Here is an 18808-nt window from a genome sequence, read left to right on the forward strand (position 1 = left end):
TTAAAAAAAACAAACAGAAAATTTTACCACAGAAGTTGTGGTAAAATTTTTGTTTTAAAAAAAATACCACAACTTCTGTGGTAAAAAAATAGTATTGAAAAAAATACCACAAACGCGAAATTTTTTTCTGACGTAGTGCTGGAAATAATTTATATGATTTCTATGCAACTTTGACCTCTTTCTTCAGTTCTTCAACAATAAACCTGATATCTGTTAAATTAAAGCCTGCTTTTCACTTTTGGCTATTGCCGAAATAATTTATCTTTGCTAAAAATCAAATACCATGAATGCATTACAAACCATTATAGAACAGGCTTGGGAAAACAGAGCTTTGTTACAGGAAGAAACAACTACAAAAGCCATTAGAGAAGTCATCGACTTGCTTGATGCCGGAACCTTACGTGTGGCTGAACCTATAGCAGGAGGCTGGCAGGTAAACGAATGGGTAAAAAAAGCTGTAGTTATGTATTTTCCAATACAAAAAATGGAAACATTTGAAGTGGGTATTTTTGAATATCATGATAAAATTCCATTGAAACGCGGTTATGCCGAAAAAGGGATCCGTGTAGTTCCTCATGCTGTAGCCCGTCATGGTGCTTATATTTCTAAAGGAGTGATTTTAATGCCTAGTTATGTTAACATTGGTGCTTATGTAGATGAAGGAACTATGGTTGATACCTGGGCTACTGTTGGAAGCTGTGCCCAAATTGGCAAAGATGTTCACTTAAGCGGTGGTGTAGGTATTGGTGGTGTATTAGAACCTTTACAAGCTGCTCCGGTTATTATCGAAGATGGTGCATTTATCGGTTCACGCTGTATTGTCGTAGAAGGTGTTCGTGTGGAAAAAGAAGCGGTTTTAGGAGCCAATGTATGTTTGACAGCTTCTACCAAAATCATTGATGTAACCGGACCTGAACCTATCGAATACAAAGGAGTTGTTCCTGCCCGTTCTGTAGTGATTCCGGGAAGTTATGCCAAAACGTTTGCGGCTGGTGAATTTCAAGTGCCTTGTGCTCTGATTATTGGAAAACGCAAACCATCAACCGATTTAAAAACATCTCTGAACAACGCGTTAAGAGAATATGACATAGCGGTTTAAGCCCTTCTTTTTATGATAGATATTACCATCGTTATTGTAAATTACAAAAGCTGGAATGCCTTAAGCGAATGTCTTGAAGCCTTATCAGCTATTGAATCTACACGATTTTCATTTGAAACTATTGTAGTAGACAATTGCTCTAACGATGGAAAATTCGATACTTTTAAAACCCAGTTTCCTACAATTCGATTTATCGAAAATAACGGAAACAATGGTTTTGCCAATGGTTGCAATACCGGAGCAAAAGCAGCAAACGGAGCGTACCTTCTTTTTCTGAATCCGGATACTGTAGCCGGAGAAGAAGCCATTTATGAACTTTGGCAAACAGCAAAAAACAATACGGATTTTGGTATTGTTACCTGTACTCAGGTCGATGCCTATGATAAGAAATACAAAGAAATTCGATTCTTTCCGAGCCTGAAAACATTGTTTGGCCCTTTCAGGGCTTTAAACAGAGCTTTCAGCAAGGAAACAGTGCAAGGAAATTTCAGCGAAGATAAAAATATTGTTTTTCCAGACTGGGCAACAGGTGCCGTGATTTTTATGAGTAAAAGCTGGTATCAAAAAATAAACGGCTGGAACGAAAAATACTGGCTCTATTTTGAAGATGTAGATATCTGCAAACGCGTCATCAACCATCACGGAAAAGTAGCTTTGATCAGAAATACTTCGATTTTACACAAACACGGCGGAGCATCCCGAATCAATATCAAAACCAAAGCGCTGACAAAAACCGAAGTTTTGATTTCACAGCATGTCTATTTTCAGGAGCATTCTCAAGGTCTGGAGCGGTTCGTTATCCAGTTTTTATTACTGATCACATTGCTTCTGGAAAAAACAATACTGGCTATTTTAGGCTGTCTTTTCTTTTTTATTCCGAAGTTAAAGGTGAATATTTTTATATTCCGAAACCTGATACTCTATTATATTTCTGCCCTTTCGAATGGAACGTGGACCAGTCCGAGAGCAACTTTATATACAAAATAACCAACTGATGAAAATTCTTGTTATTCAGCAGAAAATGATTGGCGATGTCCTGGTAAGTGCCATCTTATGTGACAATCTGCGTAAAGCCTACCCAAATGCCACCATTGACTATATGGTGTACGAATCGACCGTCGCAGTTTTACAAGGAAACCAATCCATCAGTAACCTTATTTTATTTAAAGAAAAGCACAGGAAAAGCAAATGGGAATTCTTTAAATTTTTATTGGACATTCGCAAAGCAAAATATGACATTGTCATTGATTCTTATGCTAAGATTGAAAGTTTTTTACCGGTGATTTTCTCTGGGGCAAAACGTAAAATCTCATTTGACAAAAAGTGGAGAAAACTTATTTTCACGGATGTTGTTGAAAAATCACAAACACCAAAATCCAATCTGGGGTTAATTATAGAACAGCGCCTTTCACTGCTTGATCCATTGCATTTAAACGTGCCACTGGAAACTTTTCCGAAACTCTACGTCACTTCAGAAGAAGCAGCTTTTGCTAAAAAACTGTTTGAAAGTAATGGTTTAGACCGCACCAGAAAAACAGTCATGCTCAGCATTATAGGAAGTTCATCTGACAAAACGTACCCGTCGGAATATATGGCACAACTCATCAATTATATCGCAGACCGATACGATGTGAATATGCTGTTCAATTATATCCCAAATCAAAAAGAACTGGCCTCTTCCATTTTCAATTTGTGCAAACCTGCTACACAAGCTAAAATTCACTTTGATGTTTTAGGAAAAAACCTTCGGGAGTTTATCGCCATTATGAACGAATGTGATTTAATTATCGGGAACGATGGCGGTGCTATTAATATGGCAAAAGCCCTCAATAAACCTTCATTTATTGTTTTTTCCCCGTGGATTGACAAAAAAGGCTGGGCTACTTTTGAAGATGGAACAAACCATGTTTCCGTTCACTTATCCGAATACAAGCCGCAATTGTTTGAAGAAAAAACAGCTAAAGAAATTTTTACAGAAAACACGGCATTATACCAGGAATTTGAACCTGAATTGTTCTTGCCATTATTGGGGAAATTTACCGAAACTCATTTAGGACAACCTATTTCTTCCAGAATTTAAGCTGTTTTTTTAATCTTCTTTTCCTGAAGTACCTTTCTTGAAATTGGCTGGTGTAAAACCACATTTTATCGAATACCTCGACATAGGGGATTCCATATAATTTAGCATATTCATCACTCATAATCATCACCATTTCTTTTTTTGGCGTCAAGCGGGACAAATTTTTCATTCGGATATCAAAAGACATTTGCTTGTGAAATTTCATTCGGTTTAAATCTACCAGAAAAAAATCATACTGATCGTCTGATACTTTTTTAATCAAGGTATTTCCGGGAGAATGATCCAGAAATTCAATTCCTTTTTCATGCAATTGAAATGAAAACTTGGTGAATTGTCTTAAAATATTTTCGCTGTCCGGATAGTCCGTTTCAACTAATTCCCTGTACGTTAAATCGGCCTGTAAATGTTCGCTGACATAATAACTGTCATGCAATCCCAATCCGTTGTAATTTTCAAAATAAGCTATAGGCTGTGGTGTACCAATAGCATTCTCAATCAGCATATTAGCATACTCGAATGAACGCTTTGCTTTAGATTTACGAAGGTACTTATAAACCACTTTATTGTAGAATTTCGGTATTTTAAACGACTTCACATTGATGTTGATGTCAGCCAGAGGAAAAACTTTGATTACATTCCTTTTCCCATTTTCCAGTAATGTTCCCGAATTACCGAATTGTTCGATAACAGCAGTCAGCTCCTTTTCCAAGGAAGCAAATAATGGATTAAAATGTCGTATTGGTATCAAAATAATAATATTAGGATTATTTAAAAAGAAACTTAAACCACTGTCCGAAATTCTTCGAGAGTAAGAATGATTTGGAAATTTTCAGTGCTTTACTTGAACTGACAAAGCGCTGCATCTCACCTATATTTTTTGTAGGCATGTATCCAAGCGTTTTCCATGTCTCAGGTTCGATATAATAAAAATCCTCCATCTCTTTATAATTGTCCTGGTTAACTGATTTCCATTTGTCAAAGAAAGAATTGTTTATTTGTACATTATGTCCCCAGTTTTCCAATTTGAAAGCCAGTTGTTCTTCCGTTCTTGACAAACATTCATGGAGTAGTATTTTATCTGTATAAATAACTCTTTCTTTCGATTTCCTCCCCACTTTATAGTTAGGATAGTTCGTTGCCAGCAAAACCCTTGTCAAGTTTTCCACGTACAAAATACCATCATCAGTATATTTATAAAGATGCGTTAAAAAACAGCCTATTTGTATTGGGTTTTCAGACGGATTGTCCAGGTAGGAATCATACTTTCTAAGGTCTTTGATAAATGCTGCAAAATCCAGGAAATATTCATCGGCATCAATTTGGATCAGCCAATTCCCAATCCCCATTTTTTCCGAAAGCATTTTTCTTTCCCTAACTTCACAATCCATGGTAGTTAATTCAGGTCTGTAAAAATTATCCTCGTAGATTTCAATTTTATGATCTGTATCAGTTTCTTTAATCCATTGAAAAAACTCATCTTCAATTACAAAGGAACCTCCGTTCCAAGTCTTTCTATCTTTATCAATAGCCAAGAATATGGTGTCCGCTTCTTTATAAACTTGAGGTATGGCATTTTTAAGCAAATCATAATCATACGATACTAAAAAACCAACTTGAATTTTTTTCATTTTAATTTAATTATAAAGCAAATATATGAATATTGAAATCATTACTTTTGCTTTTACCAATTTTACGTATAAGTTTATCTTAAATAACGCGCCATGTCAAAACCAGAAATCTCAGTTATCATGCCAGTATACAATGCTGAAAAGTATTTGAGTGAAACAATTGAAAGCATTTTAAATCAAACCTACAGCAATTTTGAACTGTTGATTTTGAATGATAAATCAACAGATGGCAGCAAGCAGATTATTGAAAAATACAAAGCCAAAGACGCTAGAATTGTGCTCATTGATAAAGAAAAAAATGTAGGACCGGCAAACCTCAGGAATGAAGGGTTTGAGCTTGCAAGAACACCTTATATTGCTTTGATGGATGCCGATGATATTGCGTTACCAACTCGTTTTGAAAAGCAGATTACTTTTTTGAAGAACAATCCTGATGTAGGCGTTTGCGGCACTTGGATGACGTATTTTGGAGGAAAGAAAAACAAAGTCATAAGCCACGCCGAAACCCATGATGCTATCAAAGTATCGTTTTTATACAGCTGTGCCATAGGAAATTCCACGGTAATGCTTAGAAAGGAGAACTTGGGCAGTTTGCGTTTCGAAAATGAATACGTTCCTGTAGAGGATTACGATTTATGGAGCAGGCTGCTGACAAAAACCAAATTCCACAACATCCAGGAATCCTTAATAAACTACAGATTACATCCGAATAATATCAGTAAAACCAAAATCGAGAATGTAAACCGATCGGTTAAGAAAGTAAAGATCAACCAATTGAAAGGGTTTGAAATTGAAAATGGAGATTCTAATATTGAATTATATTTAGGCGCATTTGAAGTTAGAAGAGGTCTCACACCAGCCGAAATCATAAAGATAATCGATGCTTCAAAATATTTGATCTCACAAAATGAAAAGCTGAAAAACTTCCATCCTGCATTACTGGAAAAGCAAATTGAAAAAACATTACTCCGAACCATCCGAAATGCGAGTGAATTCAATCTTTCTTTTTACAATCATCTGAAGAAAAATGAAAAATCGTTGTTTGGAAAAATAAAAACGTTAGACAAAACGATTATCCGTTTTAAATCGGTGATAAACTGGAAAAAGTAACTCTTTATTGAATTGTCTTTTTACGTTTTTCAATAAATCTTCTCCATTCGCGCAGGATAAAATTAGCCTTTACCTGTTTTCCTCTGTAAGTTCCTTTACCCAGATTTATTGGGCTGTAGTATTTGTAATTGATTCCGAAGCTTTCATTCCAATAACCATATTTTAAAGGGTCTTCCGGTTTTATTGTCGGGAAATTAAAGTTATGATCTGTCAGGATTTGAATAAGTTCTTCGTGATTTTTCGGAATGATAAAAGAATTTAGGTTTTCGTAAGCGGCACGGCCTAACAGGACTACTTTTTTACCGGCAAAAACAGCTTCAGCCCCTACTGTAGAACCAAAAACAACTACAATATCGCTTTTGTTTATCAATGCGTAAGTATCAACACTGTCTTCAGCAGGAATAATTTCAATCGATTTGAATTTTCCGATTACTTCTTTTAAATAATTGTTCTGACTGTTGTCAAGCCCTTTTAAATTAGGGTGAACTCTCAGGTATAATTTTATATCCGGATAACTTTCCAGGCTTTCACAAATGTTTTTTATTCCTTCATTGTCATTGGAGTAAAAATAAGGCCCGAAACCTTCCAATCCTTCGTATTCATCCAAAGACGAATTAAAAATCGTAATGACTTTTTTTCCTTCAATATGCTTAAAACTCTCTGGTAATCTCCCTTCCTGTTGTTCTTTGGTAAACGAATACCAAGCATCTTCTACTCTTTTTATTCGGTTGGTGTAAAATGTTTTTCCAATTTCATTCCGGTCATTTTCAGCCTTTTCCCATAAGTTTTCCATTTCGGCACTGATTGTTTCTATGGAATGCGGAATAGAATTAATTCGGAATAAGAAATTATTGATTTTTCCACCACGTTCGTGTGTTGCATAATTGATTTTTCTCTCCTGACAAACACGCAATAAAGGACGATTTTCGATAAATCTTCCATTAAATAAAATCACTAAATCAGGCTGTATCTTATCTAAAACAAGTTGAAATGTTTCGTATAAATAACCACCGGTCAAAAGACCTCTGTAAATAAAATCCTGATAATCTGCCACATTTGGCTCGTGGTTTCTGGTAAACGAAACCAGTGATGAAGCCGTTGCCATTCCTGAGTCGTACGACTTATGATGAAACGCTTTTAATTTTTTGATATCTGAGAAATTCAACTCCTGTTGGAACTGATTTTTTTTGAAGTCTTCAAGACTTAAGAAGTCTTTGTATTTTAACACCTGAAGTTTTTTAGAATTATCGGCATACTTTTTCAGAAAGTCCAATCCTTTATTAACTCGTGAAAAACACACTTTACAATCCATCGTTTTATGCTCAGGATTGTTAAAACAAGCTTGAAAATCACCTTCACAAATAATCCAATAAATCGTATTTCCCTGCGCTAGCAAACGTTCTACAATTTCCATTTCTGTTTCCAGATGCGGAGCCGGATGATACGTTGTCTGAACCAGAATAGTTTGGTTTGATATATGGTCTAAATGTGTCATAAAGTATAGCTGAAAAAATATTATTTGGCAAATTCCAGTTTCATAGGAGTGCCTTTTGTCAGGCTCACTGAAGCTTTTTTTCCCAATAATTCATTGTAATATTTTGGATGCAATCCGAATCCGGGCCTTACCGAACGCAAATTCTTTTCTGTAAAAATCGCTCCTTCTGCGATATCTTCCGCAATATATAACGAACGGCTGAAATCCCTTCCTTTGGCTTGTTTTTCGGTTAAAGTATAATCGATTACTCCAGAAGCTTTTTCTGCTTCACGAACAGCTTTGACCATTCCCGTAAATTCTTCTTCATTCATTGAAAATGAAGCGTCAGGTCCGCCAATAGCTCTGTCGATAATAAAATGCTTTTCTATGATTTTTGCTCCAAAAACAGTCGCAACAATAGGCACTGTACTTCCCATAGTATGATCTGAAAGTCCGCTGATAACATTATATCTTTCAGCTAAATCTTTTACCATAACCATATTTGCCTCCTCAATGGGAGCCGGATAACTCGATGTACATTTTAATAATGCAATATCATTATTACCCATTCTCTTGCAGGCATCCAATGCCAATTCAATGTCTTCTTTTTCTGCTATTCCAGTCGATATAATTACAGGTTTTCCTTTGGAAGCCACATATTCAATCAGTGGAATATCCGTAATTTCGAAAGAAGCGATTTTATAGGCCGGAGAATTCAGATTTTCCAGTAAATCGACCGCTGTTTTATCAAACGGAGATGAAAAACAAATTAAGCCTTCTTCTTTCGCAACGCGGTAAATTTCTTCATGCCATTCCCACGGCGTATAGGCTTCCTGATAAAGTGAATGTAATTTTTTTCCATCCCAGATAGTCCCTTTAATTACAAAATCTTCTTTATCAGAATCTAAAGTAATCGTATCAGCCGTATAAGTCTGTAATTTAATACAATCGGCACCGGCGCGTTTTGCCGCACGGATAGTTTCGATAGCTGTTTCTAAGCTCCCATTATGATTAGCCGAAAGCTCGGCAATAATGAAAACCGGAGAATTAGAGTCTATTTTGTAATTATCTATTATCATATTTTTTTATATAATGAAAACTGGCTGCATTTTCATATTGAAGCGTTTCTTTCAATACGAAACCTGCTTTTTCAAAGGCCTTAGCCGATGCTGCATTTTCTAATTTAATATAAGCGCTGATGCAAATATCAGGATTTTTAGCCAAAAACTCTTCCGAAGCCAATGCTATCATCTGACTGGCATATCCTTTTCCTCTATGATTTTCATCAGTGGAAACTCCTATAACCGCACCATACCCTTCTCCTTTCTGAATTCGCACCTGACCAATATTCTGATTGTCCTGATTTTGAAAAATAAGCATCAGGCAATTTTCATCCTTTAATTTGGATTGAAACCAATTGATATGATTTTCGTAAGGAATCACATCTGAATGATAGGAATTACTTCTTACTGACGGATCGTTTGTCCAATTAAAGTAGATTTGAGCGTCTTCTTCCGAAGCTTTCCTGAACGAAATTCCTGTGTTTATTTTCGAATGAATAACTACGTCAAAATATTTCCCATCAAAATAACAGTGCTCTTTCAGTCTGGCATCTTCAGTAAAATCACAGCTTAAAAGTACTTCATACAAATGCGGACGCAAATCGAAAGCATACGTAAATATCTTATGGAATTTCAATCCTTCAAAAGCTACTTTTTCTATCAATTGCAGATAATTAGACCAAAACACCGCAAAAAATTCTTTTTCGAGTGCTGTTTTCATGACAAAAGAGATTTCGGCATGTTTATCAATCCAATTGATGTGGACCAAACCTCCGTAACCTACGAACTGGTTTTGATGGAAAAAAGAAAACAACAACTGATTGGGTTTTTCTATTTCGAACAAATCCGAAACCACCGTAGCAAAATAATTTTCCTGTTTTGCCACTGTCAATGGCTCCGATTGACGCAAATGATACAACTGTTCGTTTCTAATATTCAGAATTTCATATTTATCAGCATCTCTCAGAGGTTCAATATGAAATGAATCTGTTTTAAAAACATTGGTATTTAAACATTTGTATACGCGCATCTGGAATTTATTTTATAATGTTTTTCTGAATACCGCTTTTGCAGGTTCACCCACAAGAAAACTTTCAAATCCCTGCGCTAATGCTTCTCTATAAACCTGTAATGATTCACCGAATGCTTTGGCAAAATAGTAAACATCTTCTTCTGTATGTGAAAAGCAAGGAACAAATGCGCCTTGGAACAATATACCGCGCTTAATCATTTCCTGCATAAAAAGTGTTCGGTATCCTTGACTGGCAACTCCTGATTTATCTTTAAACACAAAAAATGGCATCCATTCGGCAGCTACAACTTCAACAAAATCTGTCAATTCATTTTCTGTAACTAACTGCTGGCATAACGCTGCTAATTTCTTGCCAATATTGTGATTGTGAGCGATTACATTTTTATTCTGGTATTCTTTAATAGTGGCAATTGCAGCGGCTAATCCGTGGGTTTCTCCTCCGTGTGTAGTTGAGATCAAAAACACTTTTTCTTCTCCTTCTCGTGTAATTCCACCCAATTCCATTATTTCTTTTGTACCTGTCAGTGCACAAAATGAAAATCCGTTGGCAATACCCTTTCCCCACGTTGCCATATCCGGCTTGATATTGTATTTTGTAATAGACCCCGGAAAATCGGTTTTGAAACCGGTCACCATTTCATCTGCTATAAATAAGGCACCATTAGCGTGACATAAGTCTACGGCCTGTTGTAAAAACTCACCAACATTGAAATCCGGATTGTTTAAATGCGGATAATTTCCTTTTTCAGGCTCTGTGATGACACACGCAATTTGGTTAGGATATTTGGCAAATAACTCTTTTAATGATTCAATGTTAAAAGATTGAAAAGTAACCGAGAGTTTTGAAATATCATCCGGAACACCTTTATTACAAGCCGTCGAACCAATAAACCAATCATCATAACTGTAAAAAGGATGATCTCCTGGGAAAGCGACCAGATTTCTTCCTGTTTTTGCTCTGGCCAGTTTTACTGCAGCAGTCGTGACAATAGATCCGTTTTTAGAAAACTTGACCATATCATGACCCGGAACCAATGCTAAAAAGGTTTCTGCCATTTCTTTTTCCAAAGCAGCAGGACGCTGAAAATTAACGCCATTTTCTAATTCTTTTCTAACAGCATCAAGTATTGGCTCATAGGCATGGCCCAAACTCACACTTGTTAATCCCATAGAACAATCCAAAAATTCGTTTCCATCCACATCCCATAAATGAGAACCTTTTCCTCTGACAATAGCTGCCGGAGATAAAATCGGAAATTGATCGTCTCCTTTTGAATACGTATGTCCTCCGCCTGGAATCAGGTTGTGAATCGTTTTTCTGTATTCGTCTGAAGCTTTGAAATTTGTAATATTCCTAAGCGCTATTTCGTTAAATTTACTTTTCATATATCCTTCGTTTCTAAAAATAGAATGATTTATATTTTGTATTGTTTGATGCTCTAACAAGTAATCTGCATAAGATTTCCATGGTAAATTATATCCCAGATGTTCAATTAAATGCTTAATAACTTCAAAATCTGAAGATTCATCGACTGTGATTCTCAAAGAAGCGTATTTTTTATCGATACCTTCATCTGAGATTTTCATTTTTGCATTTCTTCTGATAAATGGTGTTACATGCTCTCTATCTGCAATTGCTGTTGCAGATTCCCAAGCTGTTGACAACGCCTTAAAACTGAAAACTTCTACATCCAACCCATCAGGATACGCTTCCTTTGACTGGTTGGAATGATAATCTAGTTCGTTATCCAAACAGAATTGAATGGTTTTATCCACTAATTCTGCATCAATAAGCGGGCAATCGGAAGTAATTCGTACTACATAATCTGGATTTTTGTCTTTAACCGATTGATAAAACCGATCCAGAACATCATTCAGACTGCCTCTGTAGCTTTCTATCCCCAATTGAGCTGCAATATCACAAATTAAATTTGCCCCTTCTTCTTCCGTTGTGGCAACTACCCATTGAGTAACCAATTTGGATTTTTTTGCTCTTTCCAAATGGTATTCCAATAAGGTCTTACCGTTTATAGTCAGCAATACTTTTCCAGGCAATCGGGAAGAACCAACTCTAGCTTGTGTTACACCAATTATTTTCACCAGTTTACAGGATTTAATAGTGACTTATCTTTTATCTCAATGGCTTCAATTTTTGAAAATAAATCGGGATTCGATTTCCAATTTGAAACCAGTTGGATATTTTCTTTTAATTGTCCTGCTGTTTCCACTCCCATAACTATTTGGTCGATATTTGGATTTGAAACGGCATAATTTAAAGCAACCTCACCAACAGAAACTTTATTTTCTCTGCATATTTCCTGAAATTCAGTTAAAGCAGATTGTAAAGGCTGTAATTTTTCCGGCAGCTGATTCGGATTCATAAAATACAATCCTTGTAAAAAAACGGAACGAACGTGAATTTCTGTACCCAATTCTTTTAAAACAGACAGTTTGCTTTCAAATTTACGATCTAAAATACTGTACGGTAATTGCACCAAATCAGGAATACAGTTTAATTCCAAAAGCTGCTCCAGCTGTTCCGGACTGTATAGTGAAAATCCTATTTTTTCTATTTTATTTTCGCTTTTTGCTTTTTGTAATGTTTCCCATAAAAAAGGATTCTGGATTAAAACATCCGCATTATGGGCTAAATAACCATAAACAGTATCGTTTTTTAAACGTAACAAAGACTGAGAAAGTGCATTTTCTAATGCTTCTTTTGTAGTAACAGTAGGGAATTTGGTAATGATTTTAAAACGGTTTTCTGAAAACAACCCCAGTCGTTCTTCTGCATTACCGTAGGCTTGCGCCGTATCCAAATAGGTTATTCCAGTTGCTGATGCTACTAAAAAAATGTCTTTCAATTCTGCATCAGAAGGGACTCCATGTGTATTTGAAATACCATAGTTAATACCAAACTGAACGGTTCCAAGTGTTATTTTCAAAATTACTTTGTAAAATAAGTTGCTATTTTATCCATTACAAAAGACTGCTCTTCATCTGTTAATGTAGGATACATCGGCAAACTGATACAATGTTTATAATATTGTTCTGCTAATGGCATATCGTTTTCGTTCCATCCTAATGCTCTGTAATAAGGCATTAAGTGGCAAGGTATGTAATGAATTTGGGCGTATATTTTATGTTCTCTCAGATAATTGTAAAGACCAACTCTATCCTCAACTTCAATAACATACAAATGATATGCATGTCCATCAATAACATCAGACTGTCCTTTAATATAGTTTTTCCCAGTAAAAGACTCTTTGTATTTTTGAGCAATGGCCTTTCTTCTGTCCAATCCTTCATTAGCACGTGACAATTGGCTAATTCCTAAAGCTGCCTGAAAATCAGTAAAACGGTAATTATACCCCAATGTCTGCATTTCCATGTACCATCCCGGATAATTATCTCCTTCATTTACTGGTTGACCTATAGCAAATTCCACTGAATTTTTAAAAATTGCAGTATCTCTTGTAATTCCGTGAGTACGGAGTTCTAAGAGTTTTTTATACAGTTTTTCATCATTTGTGGTAATCATTCCTCCTTCACCAGTAGCAATATGCTTTACGGGATGGAATGAGAAAATCGCTAAATCAGCGTAAGTGCTGTTACCACAGTTTTGTTTTTGACCTTTGCTATCGGTAAAATAACCTCCCGGAGCGTGGCAGGCATCTTCTATAATCCACAACCCGTATTCATCTGCCAGTTTTCTAAAAGCTTCTAAATTAACCGCTCTTCCGGCAAAATCAACAGGAATAATTCCTTTATAAGTTCCTTTTGGAACAGATTGAAGTAATTTTTCTACTTTATCGACATCCAAAAGATAAGTATCTGCATCGATGTCGGAAAAAACAACTTCTCCTCCACAATATTTGATACAGTTTGCAGAAGCTGCAAAAGTAATAGGTGTCGTAATGACTTTATCTCCATTTCCAACCCCTAAAGCTAATGCCGACAAATGCAATGCTGCAGTTCCGTTTGAAACCGCCACAGCATATTGACAACCGATATAATCGGCAAATGCTTTTTCAAATTCTAAAATAGTTGGCCCTTGTGTAAGAAAATCTCCTTTTAGGGCTTTGGCTACAGCCTGAATATCTTCTTCTGTAATATTTTGCTTTCCGTAAGGTATCATGGCTGATTATTTAGCTTCAAAGTCTGGGTACAAATGCTCTTTTATCTGCTCACGCATACTCTCTACTGTTTCCCACTCCTGGTTTTCACCGGATGTATAACTAAATCCCTGCGGAACCAATTTTGTATTAAAGGTTGTTTTATACTCTTCCAGATTCCAATTCGTAACCTGTGGAAGTATTACATAATATTTTCCTAAATCATAAGTCGTGAAGGAATCTGATGATGTAATCATTTCTTCATGTACTTTCTCTCCCGGTCTGATACCCACTACTCTGTGTTCGCAATTTGGTGCAATAGCCTGAGCGACATCCAAAATCTTGTAAGACGGAATTTTAGGAACAAATAATTCTCCTCCCCAAGCAGCATCCAAAGCATGAAGCACCATATCAACACCTCCTTGAAGGGAAATATTGAAACGGGTCATATTAACATCTGTAATAGGCAAAACACCTTCATTTCTTTTATTCATAAAAAACGGAATAACCGAACCGTTAGATCCCATAACATTTCCGTAACGAACCACAGAAAATTTAATGTCCTGCTGTCCTTTAATATTATTGGCCGCAATAAATAATTTATCAGAAGTCAGTTTAGTTGCTCCGTATAAGTTAATTGGCGCGCAGGCTTTATCCGTTGAAAGTGCTACAACTTTAGTCACATTACTTGACAAGCAGGCTTTAATTACGTTTTCAGCTCCGCCAATATTGGTTTTAACACATTCATCAGGATTGTATTCTGCAATATGAACGTGTTTCATTGCTGCAGCATGAATCACATAATCAATACCGTTAAAAGCTCTTTTCAAACGTTCCAGATCTCTTACATCTCCAATAAAATAACGAATAGCCGGATATTCCGATTCAGGGAATTCCTGTGCCATCTGAAATTGTTTTTGTTCGTCTCTGGAATAAATTACAAGGCGTTTTACATTCGGCCATTTCTTTAAGATTGTCTTAGTTAATTCTTTTCCTAATGAACCCGTACCTCCTGTAATTAATATTGATTTGTTATTTAGCATACATCATTTTTTATAGAAATGCAAATATAATAATTATATGATTAGCGCTTCTAAATTTATAGTACCAATTTATTTTGAAATAAATACCTTTGTCAATATTTATAACTTTTATGAGCGACATCAATACAGAAATACACAATGCCTACGAAGTCATTAAGAATGGCGGGATAATCCTTTATCCAACAGATACCGTTTGGGGAATTGGCTGTGATGCCACCAATGCAGAAGCTGTTGCGAAAATCTATACTTTAAAACGACGTGAAGAAAGCAAAAGTATGATTGTACTGATGAATGGTGAAAAAATGATGCATAATGTTTTCAAAGATATTCCGGAAGTAGCCTGGCAAATTCTCGATTTATCCGAAAAACCAACTACCTTAATCCTTGATAATCCACGGAATGTAGCGCCCAATATAATTGCTGAAGATAAGACTTTAGGTGTTCGTTTAGTAAAAGAACCTTTTTGTTTCAAATTGATGGAACGCATGAAAAAACCATTGGTTTCCACCTCGGCAAATATATCCGGTATGTTTACCCCAAAATCTTTTAAAGAAATCAGTCCTGAAATTTTAAAAGGTGTGGACTATGTAGTAAATTTGCATCACGATAAAATTTGCGATAAGCCTTCCACTATTATCAAATTATCTTTGGACAGCCAAGTAAAAGTAATCCGAAAATAGTTTTTTTTATAAGCCACGAATACACGAATTTAAAGATGCCGGATATTATTCACAAAAGTGAAAGTTATAAATTACTTGGTTTGTTATTTGAAGTTCACAACAATCTAGGTAAAGGTTTTTTGGAAATTGTTTACAAAGATGCCATTGAATACGAATTAGAAAAGTCAAAAATTCTTTTTGCCAGAGAAAAGGAATACATTGTCAATTACAAAGACATTGTACTAAAACATAAATTCTATGCCGATTTTATCATTTTTGACAAGATAATTTTAGAAGTAAAATCATGTAACCATATTTCAGATTCGCATATTGCGCAAGCAATGAATTATTTAAAAGTATCTGGTAACAAATTGGCAATTATCGTCAATTTCAATGGTGAATCATTAGAATACAAAAGAGTTGTAATTTAAACATTACATTCACAAAAACATTAAAAATTCGAGTATTCGTGGCTAGAAATAAAATCTGCGAATCTGTGATAATACAGTATGAATTACAATACAGCACTAAATAGTAAAATATTCAAAATCATCACTCAGGCAGCCAAAGAGCTTAACGTAGACTGTTACGTAATTGGTGGTTTTGTACGTGATTTAATTCTAGAACGTAACCACAAAAAAGACATCGATGTTGTAGCTGTAGGCAGCGGTATCGAATTAGCTTTAAAAGTTTCCGAACTCATTCCGCACCATCCGAAAGTTCAGGTTTTCAAAAATTACGGGACTGCCATGTTGCGTTTTGAAGACATTGATGTTGAATTCGTTGGAGCAAGGAAAGAAAGTTATCAATTCGAAAGCCGTAATCCTGTTGTAGAAAACGGCACACTTGAAGACGACCAGAACCGACGCGATTTTACCATAAACGCTTTGGCACTTTCGTTGAATGAGAACAATTACGGAGAATTAGTAGATCCTTTTGACGGATTGACTGATTTAAAAAACAAAACAATCAAAACGCCCCTGAATCCTGACATCACCTATTCTGACGATCCGTTGCGAATGATGCGTGCTATCCGTTTTGCTTCGCAGCTGAATTTCGAAATTGAAACCGGATCGCTGGAAGCAATTTCCAAAAACAAGGAACGAATTGCAATTATTTCAGGGGAAAGAATCGTAGACGAATTAAATAAAATTCTTCTTTCAGAAAAACCATCTGTCGGCTTTTTATTATTGTATAAAACAGGGTTATTAGATATTATTTTACCCGAATTAACTGCTTTAAATCAAGTAGAGGAAATCGAAGGACATACCCATAAAAACAACTTTTACCATACACTCGAAGTAGTAGATAATATTTGTCCTAATACCGATGATGTTTGGTTGCGCTGGTCAGCATTATTGCACGACATTGGAAAAGCACCAACCAAACGTTTCAGTAAAAAGCAAGGTTGGACATTTCACGGGCATGAGTTTTTGGGAGGCAAAATGACAAAAAAAATATTTGAACGTTTGCACATGCCTTTGAACCAAAAATTAAAATTTGTTCAGAAAATGGTCATGATGAGTTCAAGACCTATCGTATTAGCGCAGGATATTGTTACTGATTCGGCCGTACGCCGATTGGTTTTTGATGCAGGAGAAGACGTTGATAATTTAATGACGCTTTGCGAAGCGGACATTACGACTAAAAACCCATCAAAATTTAGAAAGTACCACAACAATTTTAATATCGTCCGTAAGAAAATTATTGAAGTGGAAGAACGAGACCATGTCCGTCAGTTCCAGCCGCCAATTACGGGTGAAGAAATCATGGAAATCTTTAATCTGAAGCCTTCAAGAGAAATCGGTGTTTTGAAAGAAGCAGTCAAAGAAGCCATTCTCGAAGGGGAAATTCCAAATGAATATCAGGCCGCTTATGATTTTGTTCTGAAAAGAGCTGAAAAAATAGGTTTGAAAAAAGTTTTAAAATAATTCTTAAAAATGAAAAAAAACTTCACCACTATCGCAAAAACTGCTTTGGTTTTAGTTTATATGGTAATCATTGCCGGAGCATTAGTTCGTATGACAGGTTCTGGAATGGGTTGCCCTGATTGGCCTAAATGTTTTGGATATTATATTCCGCCAACCGATATCAAAGAGCTTACCTGGACCGAAAACCGCGTTTTTAAGAAAGGACAGGTGATTATACGGGACGAAGCACTTTTGGTTGCCAAAGAAGATTGCCTGACCGGAACGAAATTTGAACCTTCTCAATGGGAAAAATACACCAAACACGATTATGCCGTTTTCAACCCAACACACACCTGGATAGAATACATCAACCGATTGACAGGGCTTTTATCAGGATTTCCTGTTTTTATCATGGCGGTAATGTCTTTTTGGTTTTGGTCGGAAAATAAAAAAATTGTTTGGCTTTCATGGCTTTCAGTAATCATGATGGGTTTTCAGGGGTGGCTGGGCGCTACAGTAGTCTATTCGGTTTTAAACCCCATAAAAATTACTATTCATATGGTTATGGCTCTGTTGATCGTAGCTGTAATTTTGTATATTATTCAATTAGCTAAACCAAAGGAGTCACTACTGGTTTTCAATCCTGCGTTCCGAACTGTTTTGTGGATTTCTCTTGGTTTAACACTAATCCAGGTTGTTCTGGGCACACAGGTTCGTCAATTTGTAGACGAGCAGGTAAAATCCGGAAATGGAAATGAATCGCTTTGGTTAAGCAGTCCTGAACTGAGTTTTTATTTTCACAGAACTTTTTCTTTTATTGTATTTTTTGCTAATCTTTTTCTGTACGTAAAAAACAGAAAATTGAATTTAGGATTCCAAAAAATCAACTGGGTAATGGTACTTATTTTGGCAGAAATACTTACTGGAATTGCTATGTACTATTTTCATTTCCCTTTTGGAAGCCAGGCTATACATTTGGTCATGGCATCTCTATTATTCGGAGTGCAATTTTATATGATTTTGGAAATACGTAAAACTATCCAATCCACTCTTTAAAATCATTCACACGTTCTCTGGCCACAATAACTTCATCGTCTTTGTATGTTGGCAAAATCACTTTCAGCCTTGAATTACTGTGCATTTGAATTTCTTTAATGGCTTTCATCGGCACAATGAATTTTCGGCTTATCCTGTAGAAATCCTTCGGATCCAATTCGGTTTCAAGCTGCTCCAGTGTTCCTTCCAGCAGGTAATCTCGATTGTCTAAAGTATGTAGGTAAGTGCCTTTATTTTCACTGTAAAAACATTCTGTTTCTTCTATATTAATCAACTTTAACTGTTGGCCAATCTTTACTGTAAAGCGTTTTTTATACGTTTTATCAATTGGATTGACGAGCATCTTCTTAATCGTTTCAAAATCCAATGACAGATTTTGCGGTTGGTTTCTTTCTTTAAATTTATTTACCGCTACTTCCAGATCATCTTCATCAATTGGTTTTAATAAATAATCAATACTGTTCAGTTTAAAAGCTTTCAATGCATATTCATCGTAAGCCGTAGTAAAAATCACAGCGCTTTTTATAGCAATTTTTTCAA

Annotated in this window: 18 protein-coding genes; 8 read left to right on the plus strand and 10 right to left on the minus strand. The window is 35.8% G+C overall.

Going from position 1 to position 18808, the window contains the following annotated elements; translation table 11 throughout:
- Positions 1 to 283 precede the first annotated feature (283 nt).
- The 3 genes from ACRDEC_RS16040 to ACRDEC_RS16050 are packed head-to-tail and all read left to right on the plus strand — an operon-like array spanning position 284 to position 3179.
- Complete coding sequence (locus ACRDEC_RS16040; RefSeq protein WP_431499379.1) at positions 284 to 1099, plus strand: 2,3,4,5-tetrahydropyridine-2,6-dicarboxylate N-succinyltransferase; 816 nt, start codon at positions 284 to 286, stop codon at positions 1097 to 1099.
- Between the two features lie 12 nt (positions 1100 to 1111).
- Positions 1112 to 2086, plus strand: a complete 975-nt coding sequence (locus tag ACRDEC_RS16045) for a glycosyltransferase (protein WP_431499380.1) — start codon at positions 1112 to 1114, stop codon at positions 2084 to 2086.
- A gap of 7 nt (positions 2087 to 2093) precedes the next feature.
- Positions 2094 to 3179, plus strand: coding sequence for a glycosyltransferase family 9 protein (locus ACRDEC_RS16050; RefSeq protein WP_431499381.1), 1086 nt, complete (start codon positions 2094 to 2096; stop codon positions 3177 to 3179).
- On the opposite strand, the gene ACRDEC_RS16055 is transcribed toward ACRDEC_RS16050, so the two are convergent.
- Together ACRDEC_RS16055 and ACRDEC_RS16060 are read right to left on the minus strand one after the other, a co-directional pair.
- The gene (locus tag ACRDEC_RS16055; RefSeq protein WP_431499382.1) at positions 3160 to 3927 is read right to left on the minus strand and encodes a lipopolysaccharide kinase InaA family protein; all 768 of its coding nucleotides are present in this window, start codon (positions 3925 to 3927) and stop codon (positions 3160 to 3162) included. The genes ACRDEC_RS16050 and ACRDEC_RS16055 overlap by 20 nt on opposite strands.
- A gap of 16 nt (positions 3928 to 3943) precedes the next feature.
- Positions 3944 to 4807 carry a hypothetical protein gene (locus ACRDEC_RS16060; protein WP_431499383.1) on the minus strand — a complete coding sequence of 288 codons (864 nt, stop codon included), beginning with the start codon at positions 4805 to 4807 and terminating at the stop codon, positions 3944 to 3946.
- Positions 4808 to 4900: 93 nt separating this feature from the next.
- Between ACRDEC_RS16060 and ACRDEC_RS16065 the strand changes: the two genes are divergently transcribed.
- Positions 4901 to 5917 carry a glycosyltransferase family 2 protein gene (locus tag ACRDEC_RS16065; protein ID WP_431499384.1) on the plus strand — a complete coding sequence of 339 codons (1017 nt, stop codon included), beginning with the start codon at positions 4901 to 4903 and terminating at the stop codon, positions 5915 to 5917.
- A gap of 4 nt (positions 5918 to 5921) precedes the next feature.
- Here ACRDEC_RS16065 and ACRDEC_RS16070 read toward each other — a convergent pair whose 3' ends face one another.
- The 7 genes from ACRDEC_RS16070 to pseB are packed head-to-tail and all read right to left on the minus strand — an operon-like array spanning position 5922 to position 14643.
- The gene (locus tag ACRDEC_RS16070) at positions 5922 to 7412 is read right to left on the minus strand and encodes a hypothetical protein (protein ID WP_431499385.1); all 1491 of its coding nucleotides are present in this window, start codon (positions 7410 to 7412) and stop codon (positions 5922 to 5924) included.
- 20 nt (positions 7413 to 7432) lie between these two features.
- Positions 7433 to 8470: a pseudaminic acid synthase gene (gene pseI, locus ACRDEC_RS16075; RefSeq protein WP_431499386.1), complete on the minus strand. Its 1038-nt coding sequence runs from the start codon at positions 8468 to 8470 to the stop codon at positions 7433 to 7435.
- Positions 8457 to 9482 (minus strand): GNAT family N-acetyltransferase, encoded by a 1026-nt coding sequence (locus ACRDEC_RS16080; RefSeq protein WP_431499387.1) that lies wholly within the window; start codon positions 9480 to 9482, stop codon positions 8457 to 8459. The genes pseI and ACRDEC_RS16080 overlap by 14 nt, the downstream gene beginning before the upstream one ends.
- 12 nt (positions 9483 to 9494) lie before the next feature.
- A complete protein-coding gene (locus tag ACRDEC_RS16085; RefSeq protein WP_431499388.1) occupies positions 9495 to 11585 on the minus strand; it encodes a glutamate-1-semialdehyde 2,1-aminomutase in 2091 nt (696 codons plus the stop codon).
- The gene (locus ACRDEC_RS16090; RefSeq protein WP_431499389.1) at positions 11582 to 12430 is read right to left on the minus strand and encodes an aldo/keto reductase; all 849 of its coding nucleotides are present in this window, start codon (positions 12428 to 12430) and stop codon (positions 11582 to 11584) included. The genes ACRDEC_RS16085 and ACRDEC_RS16090 overlap by 4 nt, the downstream gene beginning before the upstream one ends.
- Positions 12431 to 12432: 2 nt before the next feature.
- On the minus strand, positions 12433 to 13623 hold the full coding sequence (gene pseC, locus ACRDEC_RS16095) for a UDP-4-amino-4,6-dideoxy-N-acetyl-beta-L-altrosamine transaminase (RefSeq protein ID WP_431499390.1): 1191 nt from the start codon (positions 13621 to 13623) through the stop codon (positions 12433 to 12435).
- A 6-nt stretch (positions 13624 to 13629) separates the two neighbouring features.
- Positions 13630 to 14643: a UDP-N-acetylglucosamine 4,6-dehydratase (inverting) gene (gene pseB / locus ACRDEC_RS16100; RefSeq protein ID WP_431499391.1), complete on the minus strand. Its 1014-nt coding sequence runs from the start codon at positions 14641 to 14643 to the stop codon at positions 13630 to 13632.
- 110 nt (positions 14644 to 14753) lie between these two features.
- On the opposite strand from pseB, the gene ACRDEC_RS16105 reads away from it, so the two are divergent.
- The 4 genes from ACRDEC_RS16105 to ACRDEC_RS16120 all read left to right on the plus strand — a co-directional run bounded on the left by ACRDEC_RS16105 (position 14754) and on the right by ACRDEC_RS16120 (position 18268).
- The gene (locus ACRDEC_RS16105) at positions 14754 to 15323 is read left to right on the plus strand and encodes an L-threonylcarbamoyladenylate synthase (RefSeq protein ID WP_431499396.1); all 570 of its coding nucleotides are present in this window, start codon (positions 14754 to 14756) and stop codon (positions 15321 to 15323) included.
- A gap of 35 nt (positions 15324 to 15358) precedes the next feature.
- Positions 15359 to 15733 (plus strand): GxxExxY protein, encoded by a 375-nt coding sequence (locus ACRDEC_RS16110; RefSeq protein WP_431499392.1) that lies wholly within the window; start codon positions 15359 to 15361, stop codon positions 15731 to 15733.
- Positions 15734 to 15811: 78 nt separating this feature from the next.
- Positions 15812 to 17233, plus strand: coding sequence for a CCA tRNA nucleotidyltransferase (locus ACRDEC_RS16115; RefSeq protein ID WP_431499393.1), 1422 nt, complete (start codon positions 15812 to 15814; stop codon positions 17231 to 17233).
- A 9-nt stretch (positions 17234 to 17242) separates the two neighbouring features.
- Positions 17243 to 18268 (plus strand): COX15/CtaA family protein, encoded by a 1026-nt coding sequence (locus ACRDEC_RS16120; RefSeq protein WP_431499394.1) that lies wholly within the window; start codon positions 17243 to 17245, stop codon positions 18266 to 18268.
- On the opposite strand, the gene ACRDEC_RS16125 is transcribed toward ACRDEC_RS16120, so the two are convergent.
- Positions 18249 to 18808, minus strand: a 560-nt coding sequence (locus ACRDEC_RS16125) for a LytR/AlgR family response regulator transcription factor (protein ID WP_431499395.1), incomplete at its 5' end; no start/stop codon positions are given. The genes ACRDEC_RS16120 and ACRDEC_RS16125 overlap by 20 nt on opposite strands.

Source organism: Flavobacterium sp. (assembly GCF_050696275.1).
Lineage (GTDB): Bacteria > Bacteroidota > Bacteroidia > Flavobacteriales > Flavobacteriaceae > Flavobacterium.